Annotated in this window: 20 protein-coding genes; 4 read left to right on the plus strand and 16 right to left on the minus strand. The window is 56.4% G+C overall.

The window, feature by feature from the left end; translation table 11 throughout:
• Positions 1-9 precede the first annotated feature (9 nt).
• The 16 genes from W02_RS06270 to W02_RS06345 form a co-directional block, all read right to left on the minus strand.
• A complete protein-coding gene (locus W02_RS06270) occupies positions 10-243 on the minus strand; it encodes a hypothetical protein (protein ID WP_173045838.1) in 234 nt (77 codons plus the stop codon).
• A gap of 215 nt (positions 244-458) precedes the next feature.
• Positions 459-785 carry a DUF971 domain-containing protein gene (locus W02_RS06275; protein ID WP_173045840.1) on the minus strand — a complete coding sequence of 109 codons (327 nt, stop codon included), beginning with the start codon at positions 783-785 and terminating at the stop codon, positions 459-461.
• A gap of 63 nt (positions 786-848) precedes the next feature.
• Complete coding sequence (recO, locus tag W02_RS06280; RefSeq protein WP_173045842.1) at positions 849-1,601, minus strand: DNA repair protein RecO; 753 nt, start codon at positions 1,599-1,601, stop codon at positions 849-851.
• A 49-nt stretch (positions 1,602-1,650) separates the two neighbouring features.
• Positions 1,651-3,117, minus strand: coding sequence for a magnesium transporter (gene mgtE / locus W02_RS06285; RefSeq protein ID WP_232068664.1), 1,467 nt, complete (start codon positions 3,115-3,117; stop codon positions 1,651-1,653).
• The gene (gene era / locus W02_RS06290; RefSeq protein WP_173045845.1) at positions 3,117-4,001 is read right to left on the minus strand and encodes a GTPase Era; all 885 of its coding nucleotides are present in this window, start codon (positions 3,999-4,001) and stop codon (positions 3,117-3,119) included. Before era ends, mgtE begins: the two co-directional genes overlap by 1 nt.
• 4 nt (positions 4,002-4,005) lie before the next feature.
• Entirely contained in the window at positions 4,006-4,356 is a 351-nt protein-coding gene (locus W02_RS06295; protein WP_173045847.1) for a septum formation initiator family protein, read from the minus strand.
• A gap of 64 nt (positions 4,357-4,420) precedes the next feature.
• Positions 4,421-5,707, minus strand: a complete 1,287-nt coding sequence (gene eno, locus W02_RS06300) for a phosphopyruvate hydratase (RefSeq protein WP_173045849.1) — start codon at positions 5,705-5,707, stop codon at positions 4,421-4,423.
• Positions 5,708-5,746: 39 nt separating this feature from the next.
• Positions 5,747-7,177 (minus strand): Asp-tRNA(Asn)/Glu-tRNA(Gln) amidotransferase subunit GatB, encoded by a 1,431-nt coding sequence (gatB, locus tag W02_RS06305; protein ID WP_173045851.1) that lies wholly within the window; start codon positions 7,175-7,177, stop codon positions 5,747-5,749.
• An 8-nt stretch (positions 7,178-7,185) separates the two neighbouring features.
• The gene (locus W02_RS06310; RefSeq protein ID WP_173045853.1) at positions 7,186-7,497 is read right to left on the minus strand and encodes a YtxH domain-containing protein; all 312 of its coding nucleotides are present in this window, start codon (positions 7,495-7,497) and stop codon (positions 7,186-7,188) included.
• Entirely contained in the window at positions 7,487-7,891 is a 405-nt protein-coding gene (locus W02_RS06315) for a DUF948 domain-containing protein (RefSeq protein WP_173045855.1), read from the minus strand. The genes W02_RS06310 and W02_RS06315 overlap by 11 nt, the downstream gene beginning before the upstream one ends.
• Before the next feature lie 32 nt (positions 7,892-7,923).
• Complete coding sequence (gene gatA, locus W02_RS06320; protein ID WP_173045857.1) at positions 7,924-9,390, minus strand: Asp-tRNA(Asn)/Glu-tRNA(Gln) amidotransferase subunit GatA; 1,467 nt, start codon at positions 9,388-9,390, stop codon at positions 7,924-7,926.
• Positions 9,390-9,755 carry an aspartate 1-decarboxylase gene (gene panD / locus W02_RS06325; protein ID WP_173045859.1) on the minus strand — a complete coding sequence of 122 codons (366 nt, stop codon included), beginning with the start codon at positions 9,753-9,755 and terminating at the stop codon, positions 9,390-9,392. The genes gatA and panD overlap by 1 nt, the downstream gene beginning before the upstream one ends.
• 38 nt (positions 9,756-9,793) lie before the next feature.
• Positions 9,794-10,081 carry an Asp-tRNA(Asn)/Glu-tRNA(Gln) amidotransferase subunit GatC gene (gene gatC, locus W02_RS06330; RefSeq protein ID WP_173045861.1) on the minus strand — a complete coding sequence of 96 codons (288 nt, stop codon included), beginning with the start codon at positions 10,079-10,081 and terminating at the stop codon, positions 9,794-9,796.
• Between the two features lie 55 nt (positions 10,082-10,136).
• The gene (glmS, locus tag W02_RS06335) at positions 10,137-11,966 is read right to left on the minus strand and encodes a glutamine--fructose-6-phosphate transaminase (isomerizing) (RefSeq protein WP_173045863.1); all 1,830 of its coding nucleotides are present in this window, start codon (positions 11,964-11,966) and stop codon (positions 10,137-10,139) included.
• Positions 11,967-11,973: 7 nt separating this feature from the next.
• Positions 11,974-13,536: a bifunctional UDP-N-acetylglucosamine diphosphorylase/glucosamine-1-phosphate N-acetyltransferase GlmU gene (gene glmU / locus W02_RS06340; protein WP_173045865.1), complete on the minus strand. Its 1,563-nt coding sequence runs from the start codon at positions 13,534-13,536 to the stop codon at positions 11,974-11,976.
• Positions 13,533-14,204, minus strand: coding sequence for a DUF502 domain-containing protein (locus W02_RS06345; protein ID WP_173045867.1), 672 nt, complete (start codon positions 14,202-14,204; stop codon positions 13,533-13,535). Before W02_RS06345 ends, glmU begins: the two co-directional genes overlap by 4 nt.
• Positions 14,205-14,336: 132 nt before the next feature.
• Here W02_RS06345 and tmk point away from each other — a divergent pair, with 132 nt between their 5' ends.
• The 4 genes from tmk to W02_RS06365 are packed head-to-tail and all read left to right on the plus strand — an operon-like array spanning position 14,337 to position 18,992.
• Positions 14,337-15,005, plus strand: coding sequence for a dTMP kinase (tmk, locus tag W02_RS06350; protein ID WP_173045869.1), 669 nt, complete (start codon positions 14,337-14,339; stop codon positions 15,003-15,005).
• A 1-nt stretch (position 15,006) separates the two neighbouring features.
• A complete protein-coding gene (gene holB / locus W02_RS06355; protein ID WP_173045871.1) occupies positions 15,007-16,035 on the plus strand; it encodes a DNA polymerase III subunit delta' in 1,029 nt (342 codons plus the stop codon).
• A 39-nt stretch (positions 16,036-16,074) separates the two neighbouring features.
• Complete coding sequence (gene metG / locus W02_RS06360; protein ID WP_173045873.1) at positions 16,075-18,138, plus strand: methionine--tRNA ligase; 2,064 nt, start codon at positions 16,075-16,077, stop codon at positions 18,136-18,138.
• Positions 18,135-18,992 carry a hypothetical protein gene (locus W02_RS06365; protein ID WP_173045875.1) on the plus strand — a complete coding sequence of 286 codons (858 nt, stop codon included), beginning with the start codon at positions 18,135-18,137 and terminating at the stop codon, positions 18,990-18,992. The genes metG and W02_RS06365 overlap by 4 nt, the downstream gene beginning before the upstream one ends.
• Positions 18,993-19,021: the final 29 nt, after the last annotated feature.

Below are 19,021 nucleotides of genomic sequence, written 5' to 3' on the forward strand. Positions count from 1 at the left end.
GAGGGGAAATTACCGGGAAGGTGCCGTTTCAAGTTTGGTTTTGAATTTATCTTCGTACTGCCATCCGCGGCCGATTGCGTGGAGCTGAGCACCGCTGAGCGCTTCTTTATAGACCAACCTTTCGTCTAAAAATACGACGAGCCATCCGCGATCGGGATAGGCCAGGAACAGTGCCTCTCCTGTTTCGACGTCGGCATCCCAGCCCCGAGGAACTTCTCCAATTGCCAGCCTCGACCTCGGCATGAGCGAACCATCCTTCATGCCGAAAAACTGCATGAACTCAACCCGCTGGTAAGCGGGCATCCCCCAGACCCCGACAAAGGCTCTTGGCGTGAGTCTTTTGAGGACCAACTCGTTGTGACGAATGTGCTGCTCTTGCTCACTGAGAGGGGGCATACTTGAGCAACCGGCAAGAAGAGGGCCCATGAGCAACCAAACACCCAAAACAATTCCCGGCTTCACAAGAGTCTCCGGCTTTTCACTTCAGCAGGCTTCACCGGCTGACAGACATTGCATTGGCAGAGACGTCGCAGGAGTTGATAGGAATAGATTCCAGTATCGTGCCCATCGCTCCACTTAAATTGGAGCGCATATCGCCCGACCGGTTCTATATCCTGCAACATAATCAGTAGCGGCACATCGTCGGCATTGATCCTTCGTGCACCAGTCCATTCGTCGACACAGGCTGCGCAAGGACACTGCTGCCGCAAATATCGGACCGGGTAGACGGCACGATGGCCATCGCTCCACTCTATGCCCAACACGCCCTTCTCCACCCAAGACATGTCCCTCGGTTCCAAGACTGCTTCGGATTTGTCCAAGTCTGCCCTCGCTCGTATGATCAATCGTCATGAGAACGGTGAGAGAAAGTTTACAGGAGGAAGCCGCTTGCCGGCCACTATCGTCACATACCCTTCGATCGCCTCTTCGACTTCATATCTCACTTGACCCGCAGCCTTGAGTCTCGTGATCATTCCCGGGGCAAGCTGCAATGCTTGCTGAAGAAACGCCACACTCCCACGGGAGAGTGATACACATCGAGCATGCTGCCCCGCCGCACAGGTCGCACAGACCAGGCCGCCCGAGACGGGAGAGAATTGAATTTCTTGGCTGACTCGGGTCTTTCCACAGACGGCGCAGTGATCCGTTTGTGGACGGAAGCCCGTCAGACCTAACAATCGAATTTGGAATAACAACGCCGTCAGTGACGGATCGGTGCTCTCAACAAGTGAATACAGCCCCCGCTCCAGCGTTTCATACAGTTGGAGATCCGCGTCGCCGTCCGGCGTCACTGCGCCAACGACGTTCGCCATTCGTGAGGCCGCCGCCATGAGATCCAGGTCTTCGCGGAACCGCATGAAAGGCTCCACCAGATCAACCTGCGTGATCCGATAGAGCGAATCTCCTGATTTTTCGAAAAGATTCAATTCACAAATGACCAGGGGTTCGAGCGCAGCGCCCAACCGGCTTTTCAACCGCCGGGCTCCCCTCGCCACCCCGCGAATTTTTCCTATCTCCCTCGTATAACACGTGACAATGCGGTCGGCTTCTCCCCACTTTCGACTTTTGAGGGTAATGGCCCGCGTCTTGATCAATGGCATAGTCGCAACATCGAGGCAGGAAGCAATATACCACGCGCCAGTTAATTGATTATCGGAGGTACTGCATGAACAGTGTCGATAGGCTGAGATAGATGGTGATGCCCGTGATGTCGTTGGCCGTCGTCACAAACGGTCCGGCCGCAACGGCAGGATCGACTCCCATGCGTTTGAGGAAAATGGGCATAAACGTGGCCATACTCGTCGAAACCAGAAATGCGGTAATGAGTGACACTCCCACGACCACCCCGAGAAATCCCTGATGCCAGATCCACCCCACTAACGATAAAATCATGCCGCACGCAATCCCCATCAACAGACCGATTTTCACCTCACGAAGGAACACGGCCCGGACGTCGTTCACCTCGACTAATCCGGTCGCTAACCCTCGAATGATGAGGGTAGAAGACTGCAGACCTACATTTCCACCCATGGCGGCGATGACAGGAATAAAGCTCACGATCGCCACCACTTCTTGAATGGTATAGCGAAACTCCCACAGGATGGCCCCGGACAGAAGACTTCCAACGAGATTGGTAAACAGCCAGGGCAGTCGAACCTTGGCTGCCGCAAGGCTGGAGGACCTCGACGCGGCCTCCTGTTCCACCGCTCCGGCCATCTTCATCATGTCTTCCGTGGCTTCCTCGCGGATGACGTCAACCACGTCATCGACCGTAATGATCCCCACCAGCACCCCTTCCTTATCGACCACCGGGATAGCCAGCAGATTATAGCTCGCCACCTGTCTGGCCACTTCCTCTTGATCCATGTCCACCGACACGCTGATCACGTCCCGTGTGGCAATATTTTTCAGCGGTGTGGCGGGCGGCACGGTCAGAAGTTGCCGCAATGACAAGACTCCGACAAGATGCTCGTCCCGATCGGTGACGTAGATGTAGAACACCATTTCGGCATCCGTGGCCTCTTGAAGGCGTCGGATCGCATCTTGAGCCGTTGCATCCTCCGACAACGAGAAAAACTCCGTTGTCATGATGGCCCCTGCCGTATCCTTTGGATACTTCAGGATGTCGGCAATCTCGGTCGAATCCTCGGTCCGCATGAGCGACAGGATTTCTTTTGCCCGCTCTTCCGGCAATACGCCAAGGATGTACGCGACGTCGTCGGGACCCAGATCTTTGATGAGCCATGCGATATCCGACTGCAGAAGGTCTGCCAGCACCTGGGTGATGCTATCGATGTCGAGTTCGCTCAAAACCTGCCCGCGTTTCGAATCGCCCCGGACCAGCTCAAATACCTCTCGTTTTTCCTTTGGGGACGACAGGTGGTTGATCACTCTGGCGACATCAGCGGGATGCATCCGCCCCAACATCTTGGCCAGGTTGGTAATGGCGCCCCGGCGCAGGAGTCGCTGGACCGAAAGGAGGACGATGTCCGATTTCGTCTGCCCTTTGTCGGCCTGCTCCCGAATCGTCTCACGCAGGAGATCTTTATCTCCGGCACGCGGACGCGGCTCGGCGGCGCGGACCTCTTGCGGCTTTTCAGTGGGCTGCATCACCATCAATATCCCAATTCGATCAAGGCGTGCTCGTCCTCACGCCACGCCTCCCGGACTTTGACCCAGAGCTGGAGAAACACTTTCATTCCGAAGACCCGTTCCATATCGAGGCGAGCTTCCATACCAACGGATTTCAATCGTTCTCCATGCTTACCAATGACGATCGCTTTATGCGACTCCCGTTCGACAAGGATCGATGCACTGATCCGCGCCAGCGACCCCTCTTCCACAAACTGGTCGATCTCTACGGCGATAGAGTAAGGAATTTCCTCATGCGTCTGACGCAGAAGTTTTTCTCGAACCATTTCTGCGGCCAGCGTGCGCATCGACTGATCGGTAATCGTCTCCTCATCATACACCGCATCGCCTTCCGGCAGATGCGACATGGTCACCGTGACCAATCGCGCAATATTATCTCCGGTCTCCGCCGACACCGGAACGACTTCAGTCCATGCATACAGTTTGGCGTAGGTTTCAATCACCGGCAATAGCTTCATCTTGTTCACAAGATCGATCTTGTTCAAGACCAGGATGACCGGGCGAGCATGTTTCTGAATGGCCGCCTTCACATGGTCGAGCACCATGAGATCACCGGGCCCCGGCAAATGTGCGGCTTCCATCAACACAAACAAGAGATCCGCTCCTTCGAGAGTTTCCACGGTCGTCCGGACCATGCGTCGATTGAGCAGGTGTTCCGGCTTATGGATTCCGGGAGTATCCAGTACCGCAATTTGGGCGTCGGGCCCATGGATGACCCCCAGGATCCTGGTCCGAGTCGTCTGAGGCTTTTCAGAAACAATGGCAATCTTTTCCCGAAGGAGCCGATTGAGTAACGTGGACTTTCCCACGTTCGATCGTCCGATCAATGCGACAGTGCCGAATTTCATTGGCTCACGGTCTTGTCCGGTCCGGCCGATCGTCCGGAACCAATTGGTAGACCGTCTCCCCCTTGCGAACGTAACCGAGCTGTTCCCGGGCCAACTGCTCGATCCTTAGCGGATCGCGCTCGAGACGCTCGATATCCGCTTTCAACAAACGCGTGGACCGTTCCAGGTCCAGGATCTCCGATTCCAACTGGCTCGCGTGCTCGCGCATTGAGACAAACCGCGGCACGCCCATTTCCCCGAAGCACAATGCAAGGAGCAGAAGAAGACACACTCCGGCGCCGGCATAGTGTGACCATGTCACAAGACGCCGCTGCCAGTGCAGCCATTCCTTCCCACGATTTTGTTTGATAATCATCTGCCGCCCGCCGTCATGCCATCAGGTCCCGACATAGTGGTATTGCGCCGCGCGCGCCGTTCAGTTACGAACGAGACGGCACGGCGTCACGTCCCCGATATAAGGCCGCCGATCCCAGTTCTTCCTCGATCCTCAGCAGCTGGTTATATTTGGCGACCCGGTCCGTCCGCGAAAGCGATCCCGTTTTGATCAAGCCGCTGTTGGTCGCCACAGCGACATCGGCGATGGTCGTATCTTCGGTCTCCCCTGATCGATGTGAAATGATCGCCGTATAACCCGACCGCTTCGCCAGTTCGATGGCATCCAAGGTCTCGGTCAACGTCCCGATTTGGTTCAGCTTGATGAGAATCGAATTGCCCAGGCCTTCGCGAATCCCCTTGGAGAAAATCTCCACGTTGGTGACAAAAATATCGTCGCCCACGAGCTGAACGCGATCACCCAGCTGTTCGGTGAGCATTTTCCACCCCTTCCAATCGAGTTCGCTGAGACCATCCTCGATCGAGAGTATTGGATAGCGGTCCAGTAACTTGCTGTAATACCCGATCATGTCCTCCGACGATCGCTCGGGCTTTTCTTCCGCTTCCAGCATATATCGGCCCTTTTGATAGAGTTCGCTGGCGGCGCAGTCCAAGGCGAGAGCGATATCGCGACCGGGGCGATACCCGGCTTGCTCGATCGCTTGCACGATCAGGCCCAGCGCCTCTTCGTTGGATTGAAGGTCCGGCGCGAATCCGCCTTCATCGCCCACGGCGGTATTCAAACCCTTCTTTTTCAACTGAGCTTTCAGCGAGTGGAACACCTCTGTCGCCATCCGCAGCGCGTCGCTGAAGCGATCGGCCCCAACCGGCATGATCATGAATTCTTGGAGATCGAGTCTATTGTCGGCATGCGCTCCCCCGTTGATGATATTCATCAACGGCACAGGCAACACCCGTGCATTGGTTCCCCCCAGATAACGATAGAGCGGCTGGCCCGTTTCATCCGCCGAAGCTTTCGCCACCGCCAGCGAGACGCCGAGAATCGCATTTGCGCCCAGCTTCCCTTTTGTCTTGGTGCCGTCGAGGTCGATCATCATTCGATCGATACCGGCTTGATCGAAGGCCTCTTTTCCCATGAGCGCGGGCGCGATGATCTTCCCGATATTGGCCACGGCCTTGCCCACTCCTTTTCCCATCCATCGCTTCTTATCCCCGTCTCGAAGCTCAATCGCTTCTTTCTCGCCGGTGGACGCGCCTGAAGGGACCGCGGCTCTCCCCTTCGCACCGCTTTCAAGTTCCACTTCCACTTCGACGGTCGGATTTCCACGCGAATCGACGATTTGCCTTCCCTTGATTGCCCGGATTGCACTCATGCTCGGATCTCCCCTTTTAGTCTCCTAAGAAGCGATCGATTACACGCTCAGTTTTCTTTTTAACAACTCGTTCACTTTGCCTGGGTTGGCCTTTCCGGCGCTGGCTTTCATGACCTGCCCGACCAGAAACCCCAATACCTGCTGTTTGCCCTCTTTGAACTGAGAGGCTTGCGCCGGGTGGCGCTCGAGGACATCCTCAACGATCTTTTCCAGCGTCTCCTCATCGGAGACCTGGGTCAGACCCCGCTCTTCAACGATCTGTTCGGCGCTCTTCCCGCTCGTGAACAGATCCGGAAATATTTCACGCGCGGCTTTCAAGCTCACCGTTCCGCTCTCGACCATATTCAAGAGGCTCACCAAACGCTCGGGAGAGACCGGCGAGGTCTCAAACGATCCGCCTGATTGGCGCACCTCTCGAGTCAGTTCACCCATGACCCAGTTGCTGACCGTTTTGGGATGATCGAACAGTCTCACCGTCCGTTCGAAATAGTCCGCAATGCCTTTGGATGCCGTCAACATGGCCGCGTCCGATTCGGGAAGACCGTACTCGCTGACAAATCGGTTCGTTCGATTTCCCGGCAGTTCCGGGACCGTCGCCCTGTAGCTCTCGATCCACTCTTTCTCGAGATCAAGCGGGAGGAGGTCCGGATCGGGGAAGTACCGATAATCGTGCGCTTCCTCTTTGCTCCGCATCACCGCCGTCTCCCCGCGGTCCAGATTCCACAACCGGGTTTCCTGCTGGATTTTCCCGCCTTCGTTCAAGACCTTGGTCTGACGCTTCACCTCATACTCGATCGCGTCCTTCACAAATCGGAAAGAATTGATGTTCTTCAGTTCGACCTTGGTTCCGAATTCCTGCCGGCCCTGAGGCCTGAGCGATAAGTTGGGTTCGCATCGAAAACTGCCCTCTTCCATATTGCCGTCGCAGACCTCCAGATACATGAGGATGTCTCGAAGTCCCTTGAGGTAGGACACCGCCTCGTCGGCGGATCGCAGATCCGGTTCGGTCACGATTTCCAACAACGGCGTTCCGGCGCGGTTCAGATCGACCCTGCTGCCTGTCGTTCCTGTGTCATGAACATTCTTTCCGGCATCTTCTTCAAGATGTGCACGCCTGATTCGGACACGTTTCTTGCCGGTCCCGGATACCACTTCAATCCATCCATGTTCACAAATAGGAGACTCGTATTGGGAAATTTGATAGCCCTTGGGGAGATCCGGATAGAAGTAATTTTTTCGCGCGAACCGGTTGCGGGATCCGATCGTGCAGTTCAGGGCGAGACCGGCCCGCACGGCCATCTCAACCGCCGCCCGATTGACGACCGGAAGCGCACCCGGCAAACCGAGACAGACGGGGCAGGTCTGGCTGTTCGGAGGCCGCCCGAACGTCGTGGCACATCCGCAGAACATTTTCGATCGAGTGCGGAGCTGGGCGTGAACTTCAACCCCTATCACAACCTCGTACGTCATGGGATGGGTCATCCATCGTTCCGCATGCGGTCCCGTTCATGCTGCATCGCTTCTCGTCCCGCTTCAAATGCTTCTCGCAAGACTGATTTTTTCGCCTGGACGAATTCTTTGCCCTCATCGATAATTTCCTCGAGCGCTTCCCCGGCGCGTCCGGCCAGATCATGCAGGTCTCCTTCCGCCCTGCGCGCATAGCCGCGCAACTGCTCACGCGACTCACGCCCCGACTGCGGAGCCAAGAGCAATGCAGCGACGGCACCCAGCGCCGCCCCGGTCAAAAACGACAACACTACACCCGTTGACGACCCGCGATCATCCCCCATTGTGTGGTCCTCCTTGTTGATACCGTTCTCGAACAAACTGCGCCGCAGCCCTAAGGCCGGCCACCATGCTCACGACATTTCCCAGCAGCGTGCCGCTGGATCCTCGGACCACGTCATGCACCTGCTGGACGGACTCTCCGACCTCACCAACGGCATGTAGAAGCACCGAGGCGTGTTCGACACCATCACGCGCCTGGCCGGTCAACGCACTCACGTTTTGACTTACGGCACGAAGTTCGCTTATGAGCAGAGGCACTTCGACACCGAGTCGCTTCACCAACTGCTCCGACTCCGCGGCGGTCTTCCGGAGTTGCACCAAGACGGGAATCAGACAACCAACCAACACCGCAAAGGCCAGAGCAGCCAGAAGAGCGGCGATTTCCAGAAAGGTCATGAGGGTTCCCGACTGTCAACCGGATAGACCGGTCAACGGATGACGGCTCTCTTCAGATGCCACTGCGTGGATTGCTCATAGGCATGAGCGGCCCGAAACATGGTTTCCTCTTCGAACGCCCGGCCGATCAACTGCAAACCAATCGGCAGTCCCGTCCTGCTGAACCCGCAGGGCAAGGCGATAGCCGGAAGACCGGCAAGGTTCACCGATATCGTAAAGATGTCCGACAAATACATCTGAAGCGGATCTTCGCTTTTCTCACCCAGCTTGAACGCAGGAGTGGGCGTCACGGGCGTGGCGATAAGATCCACCTCTTGAAATGCGTCCGCGAAATCCTGACAGATCAAGGTCCTGACGGCCTGCGCCTTTCCATAGTAGGCATCGTAATATCCGGAACTCAGTGCATACGTGCCCAGCATGATCCGGCGCTTGACCTCCGGTCCGAAGCCTTCCTGTCTGGTCTTCATGTACAGGTCCAACAGGTCCTTGGTTTCCTTCGCCCGCAGGCCGAACTTGACACCGTCGAATCTGGCGAGATTTGAACTGGCTTCCGCCGTCGCCACCACGTAATACACGGCGACCGCTGCATCGGTTCGCGGCAGCCGGATTTCTTTTATTTCACCGCCCAGTGATTTGAGTTCTTCAATGGCGGTCCGAACAGCAGTTTCCACCTCTGGATCCAAGCCTTCGGAGAAAAATTCTACCGGCACACCCACTTTGAGCTTCTTCAGATCCTTCCGTTTCAAGGCTTTCATATAGTCTGGAACCGGGATGTCTGCGGACGTGGAGTCCATGGGATCATGGCCGGCGATCGCGCCAAGGAGATATGCGGCATCGGATACGTCTTTGGTAATGGGACCGATCTGATCCAGTGAAGAGGCAAATGCGATCAATCCGTAACGGGACACGCGACCATACGTCGGTTTCACTCCGACGACACCGCAGAAGGCGGCAGGCTGTCGGATTGAGCCTCCCGTGTCCGATCCCAAGGCTGCCACGCATTCATCGGCCGCCACCGCAGCAGCCGAACCGCCACTCGAACCACCCGGCACGCACTGCACATTCCATGGATTGCGACTCGGCCCGAATGCGGAATTTTCCGTCGACGATCCCATCGCGAACTCATCCAGGTTCGTTTTACCGAGAAGAAGGTAATCCTGCCCGCGCAGTTTCTTGACCACCGTCGCATCGTATGGCGGAAGGAAATCCCGCAACATACGGGAGGAGCACGTTGTCGGCACTCCCTCGGTGCACATATTGTCTTTAATGGCAATCGGCATCCCTGTCATCGGCTTCGTCCGGCGCCACCCCTTGAGCTTGGCATCCAAGTCCGCCGCATGGCTCGCAATGGAATCCTTCGTCTGCATCACGTACGCCTTTACCTTGGATTCGACTTGGCTGATGCGGAGCATGTAGCTGCGGACGATTTCCGACGCGGTGACTTCACCGGCAGTAAATTTCTTCTGCAACTCGCACAGGGTCAGCTTATGGATGGCCATCAACGCTTTTCCGTCGACTCGACGATGCGGTTTTTCTCGTTCACTCGAACGATCTTTGGGGCATGTCGCTTGATCTCTTCATCGCTATAATACTCGTAACAGAAGATGATGATCTGATCGCCCACTGCAGCCTTGCGAGCCGTCGGACCGTTCAGGACAATATCCCCACTGCCCCTCCGGCCTTCAATCGCATAGGTCATGAAACGCTCCCCGTTGTTCAAGTTGGAGCAAATAATGGCCTCATAAGGCAGAATCGCCGCGGCCTCCATCAGATCCTGATCGATCGTGAGACTACCTTCGTATTCGAGATATGCCCCGGTGACGGTCGCGCGGTGAATTTTGGAGCGCAGCATTTGTCGAAACATTCCCAGTCAGACCTTTCCTTAATAATCGGGGCGTACCGTTATTCAATGATCTTAGGCACACTGAAACCATTGGCCTCACGTCGCGGCGCATTAGCCAGCGCCTGCTCCACCGACAAGGACGGGCGGACTTCGTCCTCTCTGAAGACGTTCACACGCGCTGGAACCGAGGAGGTCTGTTCAACGTTACCGGTATCGTACTGATTGAGTGTTTGGACATGCGAGAGGATCTGACTCAACTGCTTGGCAAACACCTCCTTTTCAGCGTCGGTGACTTCCAAACGGGCGAGTTTCGCCACCTTCTCAACGTCCTGCTTCGTAATATTCATCTATTAGCCATCTCCGCGAGGACATCGCGTCCTGCGCTCGTCCTGCTCGGTTTTATCACTCTACGGTGACGCTCTTGGCCAGGTTTCTAGGCTGATCGACATCCGCGCCTCGCAAAACCGCGATGTGATAGGCCAATAATTGCAATGGGATAGTGAAAAGAATCGGTGAAATCAGCGGATGCGTTTCGGGAATCGTAAAGACCGCATCGGCTATTTTACCCAATTCTCGCTCCCCTTCCGCCACAAGTGCAATGACCGGCGCATGCCGGGCTTTAACTTCCATCAGGTTGCTGACCGTCTTCTCATACAAGCGATCGCGCGGAGCGAGGACGACCACCGGCATGTCCTTGTCGATCAAGGCAATCGGTCCATGCTTCATCTCCCCCGCTGCATACCCCTCGGCATGGATATACGAAACTTCCTTCAATTTGAGCGATCCTTCCAGCGCGATGGGATAATTGATGCCACGGCCCAAAAAGAGAAAATTTCTCTTCTTATAATAACGCTTGGCAATCGCCACGATCTCGGCCTCCCGCCGCAACACGCTTTCGACGAGAACCGGCAGCCGCACCAACCGGTCGAGCCAGGCCTTCCCATCAGCCGCCTTCATGACGTTGCGGACCCGCGCGAGATGCAGCGCCAAGAGATACAACGCTGTCAATTGAGCCGTAAACGCCTTTGTCGAAGCTACGCCGATTTCCGGCCCGCAATGGGTATAGAGCACCCCGTCCGACTCCCGGGCCAACGTGCTTCCAACCACGTTGACGATTGAGACGACCCGGGCGCCTTTCTGCTTGGCCTCGCGTGCCGCGGCCAAGGTGTCCGCCGTCTCACCCGATTGCGAAATGGTAATAAAGAGATCGTTCTTCCCGACCAGGGGGTCCCGATAGCGAAACTCGCTGCCGATATCGACTTGCACCGGCGTGCGGACCATTTCTTCGAACAGGTATTTACCGACTTGGCCGGCATGCCAGGACGTGCCGCAGGCGACGATCCAGATCCGCTCGACAGACGCAAAGTCCTTAGGGGTGAGACCGATGTCGGGAAGATCCGCTTCCCCGCTCTCATACGAATATCGCCCCCGCATGGTGTCCAGAATGGTTTGAGGCTGCTCATGGATTTCCTTGAGCATGAAATGTGGAAAGCCGCTCTTCTCCGCATCCGCGGCGTCCCACGTGATTTTGGACGGCTTTCTCAGCATGACGTGCCCGTCCGCGTCGGTCATGGACACGTCGGAAGCGGTGACGATAGCCACGTCTCCCTCTTCCAGATAGGTCACATCACGCGTATGGGCCAACATGGCCATGACATCGGAGGCGATGAATGACGCCTGTTTTGTCCGCCCGACCACCAGCGGACATCCCAGACGCGCGGCCACAAGCGTGCCGGGTTCGCGCTCAGAGATGACCGCCAGCGCATAGCTGCCCCTGACTTCCTTGGTCGCCGCGCGGACGGCATCGGCCAGCCCCAACCCGTTCTGCATGTGCTTATCGATGAGGTGCGCCACCACTTCGGTGTCCGTATCGGACTGAAATTTGTAGCCTTCCCGCTCCAATTGCTGCTTCAGGGGCTGGTAATTTTCGATGATGCCGTTATGCACGAGGACGCAGCTCTTCGATCGATGAGGATGGGCATTCTGTTCGGACGGCTTCCCGTGCGTGGCCCATCTCGTGTGACCGATGCCCACCAGGCCGTCGATTTCCTTCTCCTTCAAAGATTTTTGGAGATTGGCGAGCTTGCCGACGCTGCGCCGGACTTCGATCTTCTCTCCTTGGAGAATGGCAACCCCTGCCGAGTCGTACCCACGATATTCAAGCTTGGAAAGCCCGCCAATGAGAATGGGCACCGCTGCCTGATTGCCTACGTAGCCGACAATTCCACACATACGCGATCTACCTCCGCCGCTTGGCCCGGCTTGTGGGCACCTGAGGCTTCGATGTTTTAGCCGGTGATTTCGAGCCGGCGTTATGTGGCGACGTCAACATGGCGCGGCGACGCGCCGCCCATCCTTCGCGATTGACTTGCGGCACACGGGCAATCACCAGCGCGCCGGCCGGCACATCTTCGGTCACTGTCGTCCCAGCCGCAATGATGGCGCCCGCCCCGACCTTCACAGGCGCGATCAATTGAGTGTCGCTTCCTACAGCCACATTGTCTTCGATGACCGTTTGATGCTTTCTCACGCCGTCATAATTGACCGTGATCGTTCCGGCCCCGATGTTCACGCCCTTCCCGATCCGGGCGTCTCCCAGGTATGTCAGGTGATTCGCTTTCGATCCTTCGCCCAATTCCGCCTGTTTCATCTCCACGAAATTTCCCACCTTGGCCTTCTTCCGAACGACCGCGCCGGGACGAAGATGCGCAAACGGCCCGAGCACCGCATGGTCATCGATTCGCGCTTCGCGGAAGACGCAGTGTCCGAGAATCTCCACACCGTTGCCAACAGTGCAGTCCGTCACCCGCGTGAAGGAATGGACGATGCAATCCTCTCCGATGACCGTGTCACCCGCGAGCATCACGTTCGGGTGAAGTATGGTGTCCCTGCCGATCATGGCGCCGGCGTCGATCCACACCGAGGACGGATCGATCATCGTCACGCCTTGATCCAGCCAATGCTCCCGGATCTGCCGACGAATCACCTGTTCCGCTTCCGCCAGTTGCCGTCTGGTGTTCACACCCAAACCTTCGTCGGGATTGTCGAGGACGACGGCGGACACGCGTCGTCCCTGTGACACGGCTACCTGAATGATGTCGGTGAGATAATATTCGCCTTGCGCATTGCTCGGGTCCAGTTTCTCCAAAGCCGAGAACAGAAAGTCGCCGTCGACGACGTAGGTTCCGACATTGATTTCCCCGACTTTCTTTTCCTCCGGGCTGGCATCCCGATCTTCGACGATCCGTGAGACGGACCCCCCGGGCGACTGTCTCAGGACACGCCCGTATCCGGTGGCATCGCTCAGCACCGAGGTGAGAATCGTGACGGTTGCACGTTCTTCCCGGTGCACTCGCAGCAGTTCACGAACGGTGAATTCTCGCAGCAACGGGGTATCACCGTTCAAAATGAGATACAAGGAAGGAGCGGGCCCCTTTGCTGAAAAGACTGAGCGCGCTTGCATCACCGCATGCCCGGTTCCGAGTTGCTCGCGCTGTTCAACGATCGATGTCGGGGCCGTGCCCTGAAGGCCGGACGTTGCCGCTTCGATGACCTGCCGCACCTGATCCGCTTGATGACCGACAACGACACCAATCCGATGACCGGCCAGCCGCAATCCCAAATCGATCGAGTAGAGAACCATGGAACGGCCGGCGACCGGATGCAACACCTTCGACTGCTTCGAGCGCATGCGCTTGCCCATACCGGCAGCCATAATCACCACGGCAAGGCCTGGAACTGTTGTCGGGGAAGCACCAACAGAAACCGGCTGAGTCGTTGCGTCAACGGAGGAACGGTTCATCCGATCGGCACTCCTGCTTCCGGCTGTTTGACCGTACTCCATTTGGGTTCTGCGGGAATCGCGGAGGCGAGCGAAGGCATGGGAGAATACAATCCCCCGGATATGATCAGCTTCATCGCCTCTTCGACGGTGATGTCGACCGAAGTCACCTCACGCTCGGGGACAAGAAGAAAGTATCCCGACGTTGGATTCGGCGAGGTCGGCACATAGACATGGACCAGGGGTTCATGAGCAAGTTCCTGTCCCTCACCGCCCTTCGACATTCCTGTCACGAAGGCAAGACAGTAATGGCCGTTCTTGGGAAATTGAATCAACACCACGCGATGATAGGAACCGCGCTCGGAAAATGAGAGAATATCCATCATGGACTTGAGCGTCGAGTAAATCCCGCGCACCAAAGGCACCCGATTGAGCCAACTTTCCCATATCCTGACGATCTGTTTGCCCATAAAATTCGCTGCAAACAATCCCGTCATAAACACCAGCAACACAAGCGCCACAATGCCCAGCCCCGGCACATAGAGGGTCGGCACCATCTCAGCGAGCAGATTTCCCAAAATGCCTTCGACGGTGAGGAAGAGCGTCTTCAAAATGAGCACGGTCCCCCAAATAGGGGTAATGACGAGCAAACCTGTCAAAAAGTACCGTTTCAGGGAGGCTTTCAGCATAAGAATTGTGCAGACGAAACCGGATTTACATCATACAGAGATATACGAAGGTGCTGCAAGCCTTTTATTGCTATTTTCAACGACTTGGAATACTATCGCGCCCGTTTTTCCCATCCTATAAAGGCTCGTACCATGGCTCGACGGATCCGCAAACCAAACGGGTTCTTCATTACGCTCGAAGGTCCGGAGGGCAGTGGAAAAAGTACCCAAGCCGACTTCCTCGCAGTGGCGCTCAAGAAAGCCGGGTTTCAGGTCATCCAAACCAGAGAGCCCGGCGGCACCAAAGTGGCCGAAGCCGTTCGCCATATCCTACTCAACCCGTCCAAAGGCGAATCGATCACTGCAGAAACAGAAGCGCTCCTCATTTTGGCCGCCCGGAGCCAGCATGTGGCACATCTGATCCAGCCAGCGCTCGATCGCGGCGCGATCGTGCTATGCGACCGTTACTTCGATTCAACGTTGGCCTATCAAGGCTTCGGACGCGGGCTGGACCTCAACTGGCTGACGGCAGCCAACAACGGAGCCACGGGGGGATTGATTCCCGACCTGACATTGTTGCTCGATCTACCTGTATCCGTCGGTTTGGCCAGGCGTCGCCACGCCCGTGGAACAACGAACCGTCTCGACCGTGAAACGGAGCGGTTTCATCGTTCGGTGCGCCGAGGATTTTTGTCGCTGGCCAAACAGGATCCTCGGCGAATACGTATCATACGAGCCAGGCGATCGATCCCAGCCGTTCGAGCGGAGATTGAGACGATTGTGCTAAATTGGATAACCACTCGACGGGGTCACAGGAGTTAACGTGCCGTTGCAAGACGTCATCGGACATGCCGCCGTCATTGCCTCGATCCAACGTGCGGAGGCAAGCAATCGTCTGGCTCATGCCTATCTCTTTCATGGCGAAGCCTCGATCGGGAAACGGTTGACCGCCGTCCGCTTGACTCAAGCGTTTCATTGCGAGCAGCGGCAGGACGGGGCAGTGATCGACGCCTGCGGTGTGTGTCGATCCTGCCGACACGTGGAAGCATCGACGCATCCGGATTTCCTCGTAATCGAGCCGGACAGCGAGCAGGCAGTGCCCCAAATCAAAATCGAACAGATCCGCGAGATCGAACAACAGATCATGTACCGACCGTTGATCGCGGAGCGGAAAATCTGCCTCATCGACCAGGCAGACCGCATGACGATCGGTGCGGCCAATGCGCTCTTGAAGACCCTTGAAGAGCCGCCGGATCACAGCCTGTTCTTTCTCATATCGAGCCGCCCGGCTGCGCTCCCTGTCACTATCCGTTCCCGATGCCAGGCTTTGCGGTTTACCACGCCGCCTCGGACTCAGGTCGAGGCGGCCTTGATTCTCAAACGGGAAATACCGCCGTCAGACACGCGGCTTCTGGCCATTATCAGCGAAGGTCGTCTGGGAGACGCCCTGGTTGCTGATCCGGCTGAGATTCGTGCGCGTCAGCGTGAGGTGATGGAGTTGATCCGCCCTCAGACGCTTGGATCGGTGACCGCCATTCTAGCTCAGGCGGAGTCCTCGGCCAAAAGTGATCGTGTGCCGGAACTCTTATCATGGCTCACGAGGTGGATCAGGGACGTCATCATCCTCCAAGTCGGTGGTGATCGGGACCACATTCTATTCGCCGAGGATCTCGAGACATTGGAGATGTATTCCAAGCATGCCGACACCGATGCGTTGCTCGACATCCTCTGCGATATCGAGCAGACGGACAGACAAGCGACCAGACATCTGAATCTTCAAATGGCGTTGGAACAGGTGCTGCTGCGTCTCCGCGATGCGTGCACTGCTCAGCCAGTATCCCAGCGCTCCTAGAATTGACGCTTTGCAACCTGATATCTTTTCTCGATCAGCATGACCAATTCTCAGCCGTTCTACATCACGACCCCGATCTATTATGTGAACGATGTTCCCCACATCGGGCATGCCTATACGACCATCGCCGCAGATGTTCTGGCGCGTTATTGGCGATTGCGCGGGCGCGACGTATTTTTTCTGACCGGCCTTGACGAGCATGGCCAAAAGGTCCAGCAGGCTGCGGCCAAAGCCGGGGTGGCACCTCAGACCTACTGCGACAATCTGGCGCCGAAATTTACGGAGTTGTGGAAACGTCTGGATATCCGTCCGGATGCTTTCATCAGAACCACCGATCGCGAGCACGGACGCATCGTCCAACGGTACCTACAGGAACTCTTTGACACGGGTTTGATCTATAAAGATTCCTACACCGGATGGTACTGCACGTTCGATGAGCGATTCTGGACGGAGAAAGATGTCACGGACGGACTGTGTCCTGACTGCAAACGGCCGGTCGAACAACTCAGCGAATCCAATTATTTCTTTCGAATGGGCCAATATCAAGATCGATTGATCGACCATATCAAGATCCACCCCCGCTTTATCCGCCCGGAATCACGCCGGAATGAAGTACTGGGATTTCTCCAATCGCAAAAGCTCGGAGACCTTTCAATTTCGCGTCCGAAAGCGCGCCTCTCGTGGGGGATCGAACTGCCGTTCGACAAGGACTACGTCACCTATGTCTGGTTCGACGCGCTCGTCAATTACATCTCGGCTCTCGAATACAAACCGCCTTCACCATCAGTGGACACATTCTGGCCGGCCAATGTCCATTTGGTTGGCAAAGACATTCTCACGACTCATGCCGTCTACTGGTCCACGATGCTGATGGCGCTTCATCGGCCACTGCCGGAAACCATTTTTGCTCACGGATGGTGGACGGTGAACGGGGAAAAGATGTCGAAGAGCCGCGGGAATGTCGTCGATCCCAATAAAATGCTGGAAGTCTATGGAGTCGATGCTTTCCGGTATTTCCTGCTGCGAGAAGTTCCATTCGGCCAAGACGGAGACTTTTCGGAACAGGCAATGGCAAGGCGAATCAACAGCGACCTGGCAAATGGGATCGGCAATCTCTTGAGCCGAACATTGACGATGATCGAGCGGAGTTGCTCGGGAACGATTCCGGATATGCCGAGAGATTACCTCGACGGCGAAGATGCGCGGAGGAAATTCCCGCTACTCGTCCAGGCAAAGGAATCGCTCAAAACGCTGGGCAATCACCTGGACGAAATGTTCGATGGGTTCGAGTTCAGTAGTTTTCTTCTCCTTGTCACGAGCCGAGTTTCAGACGTCGATACGTTCATCGACAAATACGAACCGTGGAAGCTGGCGAAGGACCCGAGCAGACGAGAGGAACTCGATACCGTCCTGTATAGTGCCGCGGAGTGCTTGCGCATTTTAAGCCTTTATATTCTTCCAGTGATGCCTGCCACGGCGCACGGTATTGCAGAACAGTTGGGTCTTCATATCAATTGGGACTCTCCATTCTTGAAAGAGTCCGTCAAATGGGGTGAGTTGAAAAGTGGGACGAAGATTCGAAAAGGAAATGCCTTATTTCCCAGGGTTCTTGTGACTGAGTCGGGAGAGTATGATCTTGCAAGTGGAAAAGCCGAACTGTCGAAACTTCAAGGAGCCAAACCCGTGAGCGATTCTCCAATTCCGTCTCGACCAACCGTCGCCCCCTCGGCTGCCGCATCTCCGGCCTCTGCGCCACCTACAGGACCGCCTGCTGCGCCCCTCCAAATCACGATCGACGAGTTCATGAAGGTCCAACTCAAGACGGCTAGGGTACTATCGGCTGAGCGAGTGCCCAAATCGGAAAAGCTTTTGAAACTCCAGGTATCACTGGGTTCCGAGCAGCGGCAAATCGTTGCAGGCATTGGGAAGAAGTACGAACCCGAAAGCCTGATCGGCAAGACGATCGTTATTGTTGCGAACCTCAAACCGGCAAAACTCATGGGTCTTGAATCCCAAGGCATGGTCCTCGCCGCAGGCGACAGTGATGTACGAGGGCTGGTCACGTTTGTGGAAGAAGTCGATCCCGGGACCAAAGTCAAATGATGCGGGCGGTTGTCGTCACACCGTTGCTGCTGTTGTTCTTGTTTCTCCCCTTCCCCTGCCCTGCCCTGACGCCGGAAGAGGAACCTCCTCCCGATCCACACTTGAATGATCCGAAGCCGACAACCATTGTCGTCCGCGTCGTCGCTCACGGGTCGATGGTCTTGGGGCGTGAAGTCGGCGGCGCCCGGATTACGGTGACGGATATTGCGACCCACGAAGTGTTGGCGACCGGGATTCAGCAGGGTGAAGCCGGCGATCAGAATCTCATCATGCGGACCCCGCATTTGATGGAAGAGCCGCTGTATAGCGCGCGCCCCGCGGCTGCATTCACCGCGACTTTGGAGCTGCGTCGTCCCACCGCAGTTGAAATCGCAGCCGAAGGCCCGCTCGCCTATCCCGCTTCCGCCCGGCGGGCGAGCAAAACAGTGCTTCTCATTCCGGGAGAGGATCTGACGAATGACGGAATCGTCCTGCATCTGAATGGCTACCTCGTGCAGATCGAGCATCCAAAGCCGGGGGAGGCATTAATCGCCAAGGACGATGTCAAATTGAGGGCCTCTATCCGCACCCTCTCCGGAGCTCCCGTCCGCCCGCATGGAGATTGGGACTCGAGGAAGATCCGCATCTATGGTGAAGTCTTGGTCGGGGACCGGATCGTGGAGCGACTTCAGATGTTTTACGCGGGGGAGGGCGGAAATTTCGAAGCACCGTTTTTTGTTCCAGGGTCCAAGGAGGTTCCGGACGGACTGACGCTCCGTGTCGTCGCGGCCGATCTCTCCACCGGTAATTCCGGTGTGGGGACTGCCAAATATTCTGTCCTGAGTGAAAGGCTCAAGTCTTCTTCCCGACAATAGGCATCAGCTCCAACGCGGGTTTCTCCCAC

Origin of the sequence: Nitrospira sp. KM1, from assembly GCF_011405515.1 — a bacterium.
GTDB lineage: Bacteria > Nitrospirota > Nitrospiria > Nitrospirales > Nitrospiraceae > Nitrospira_C.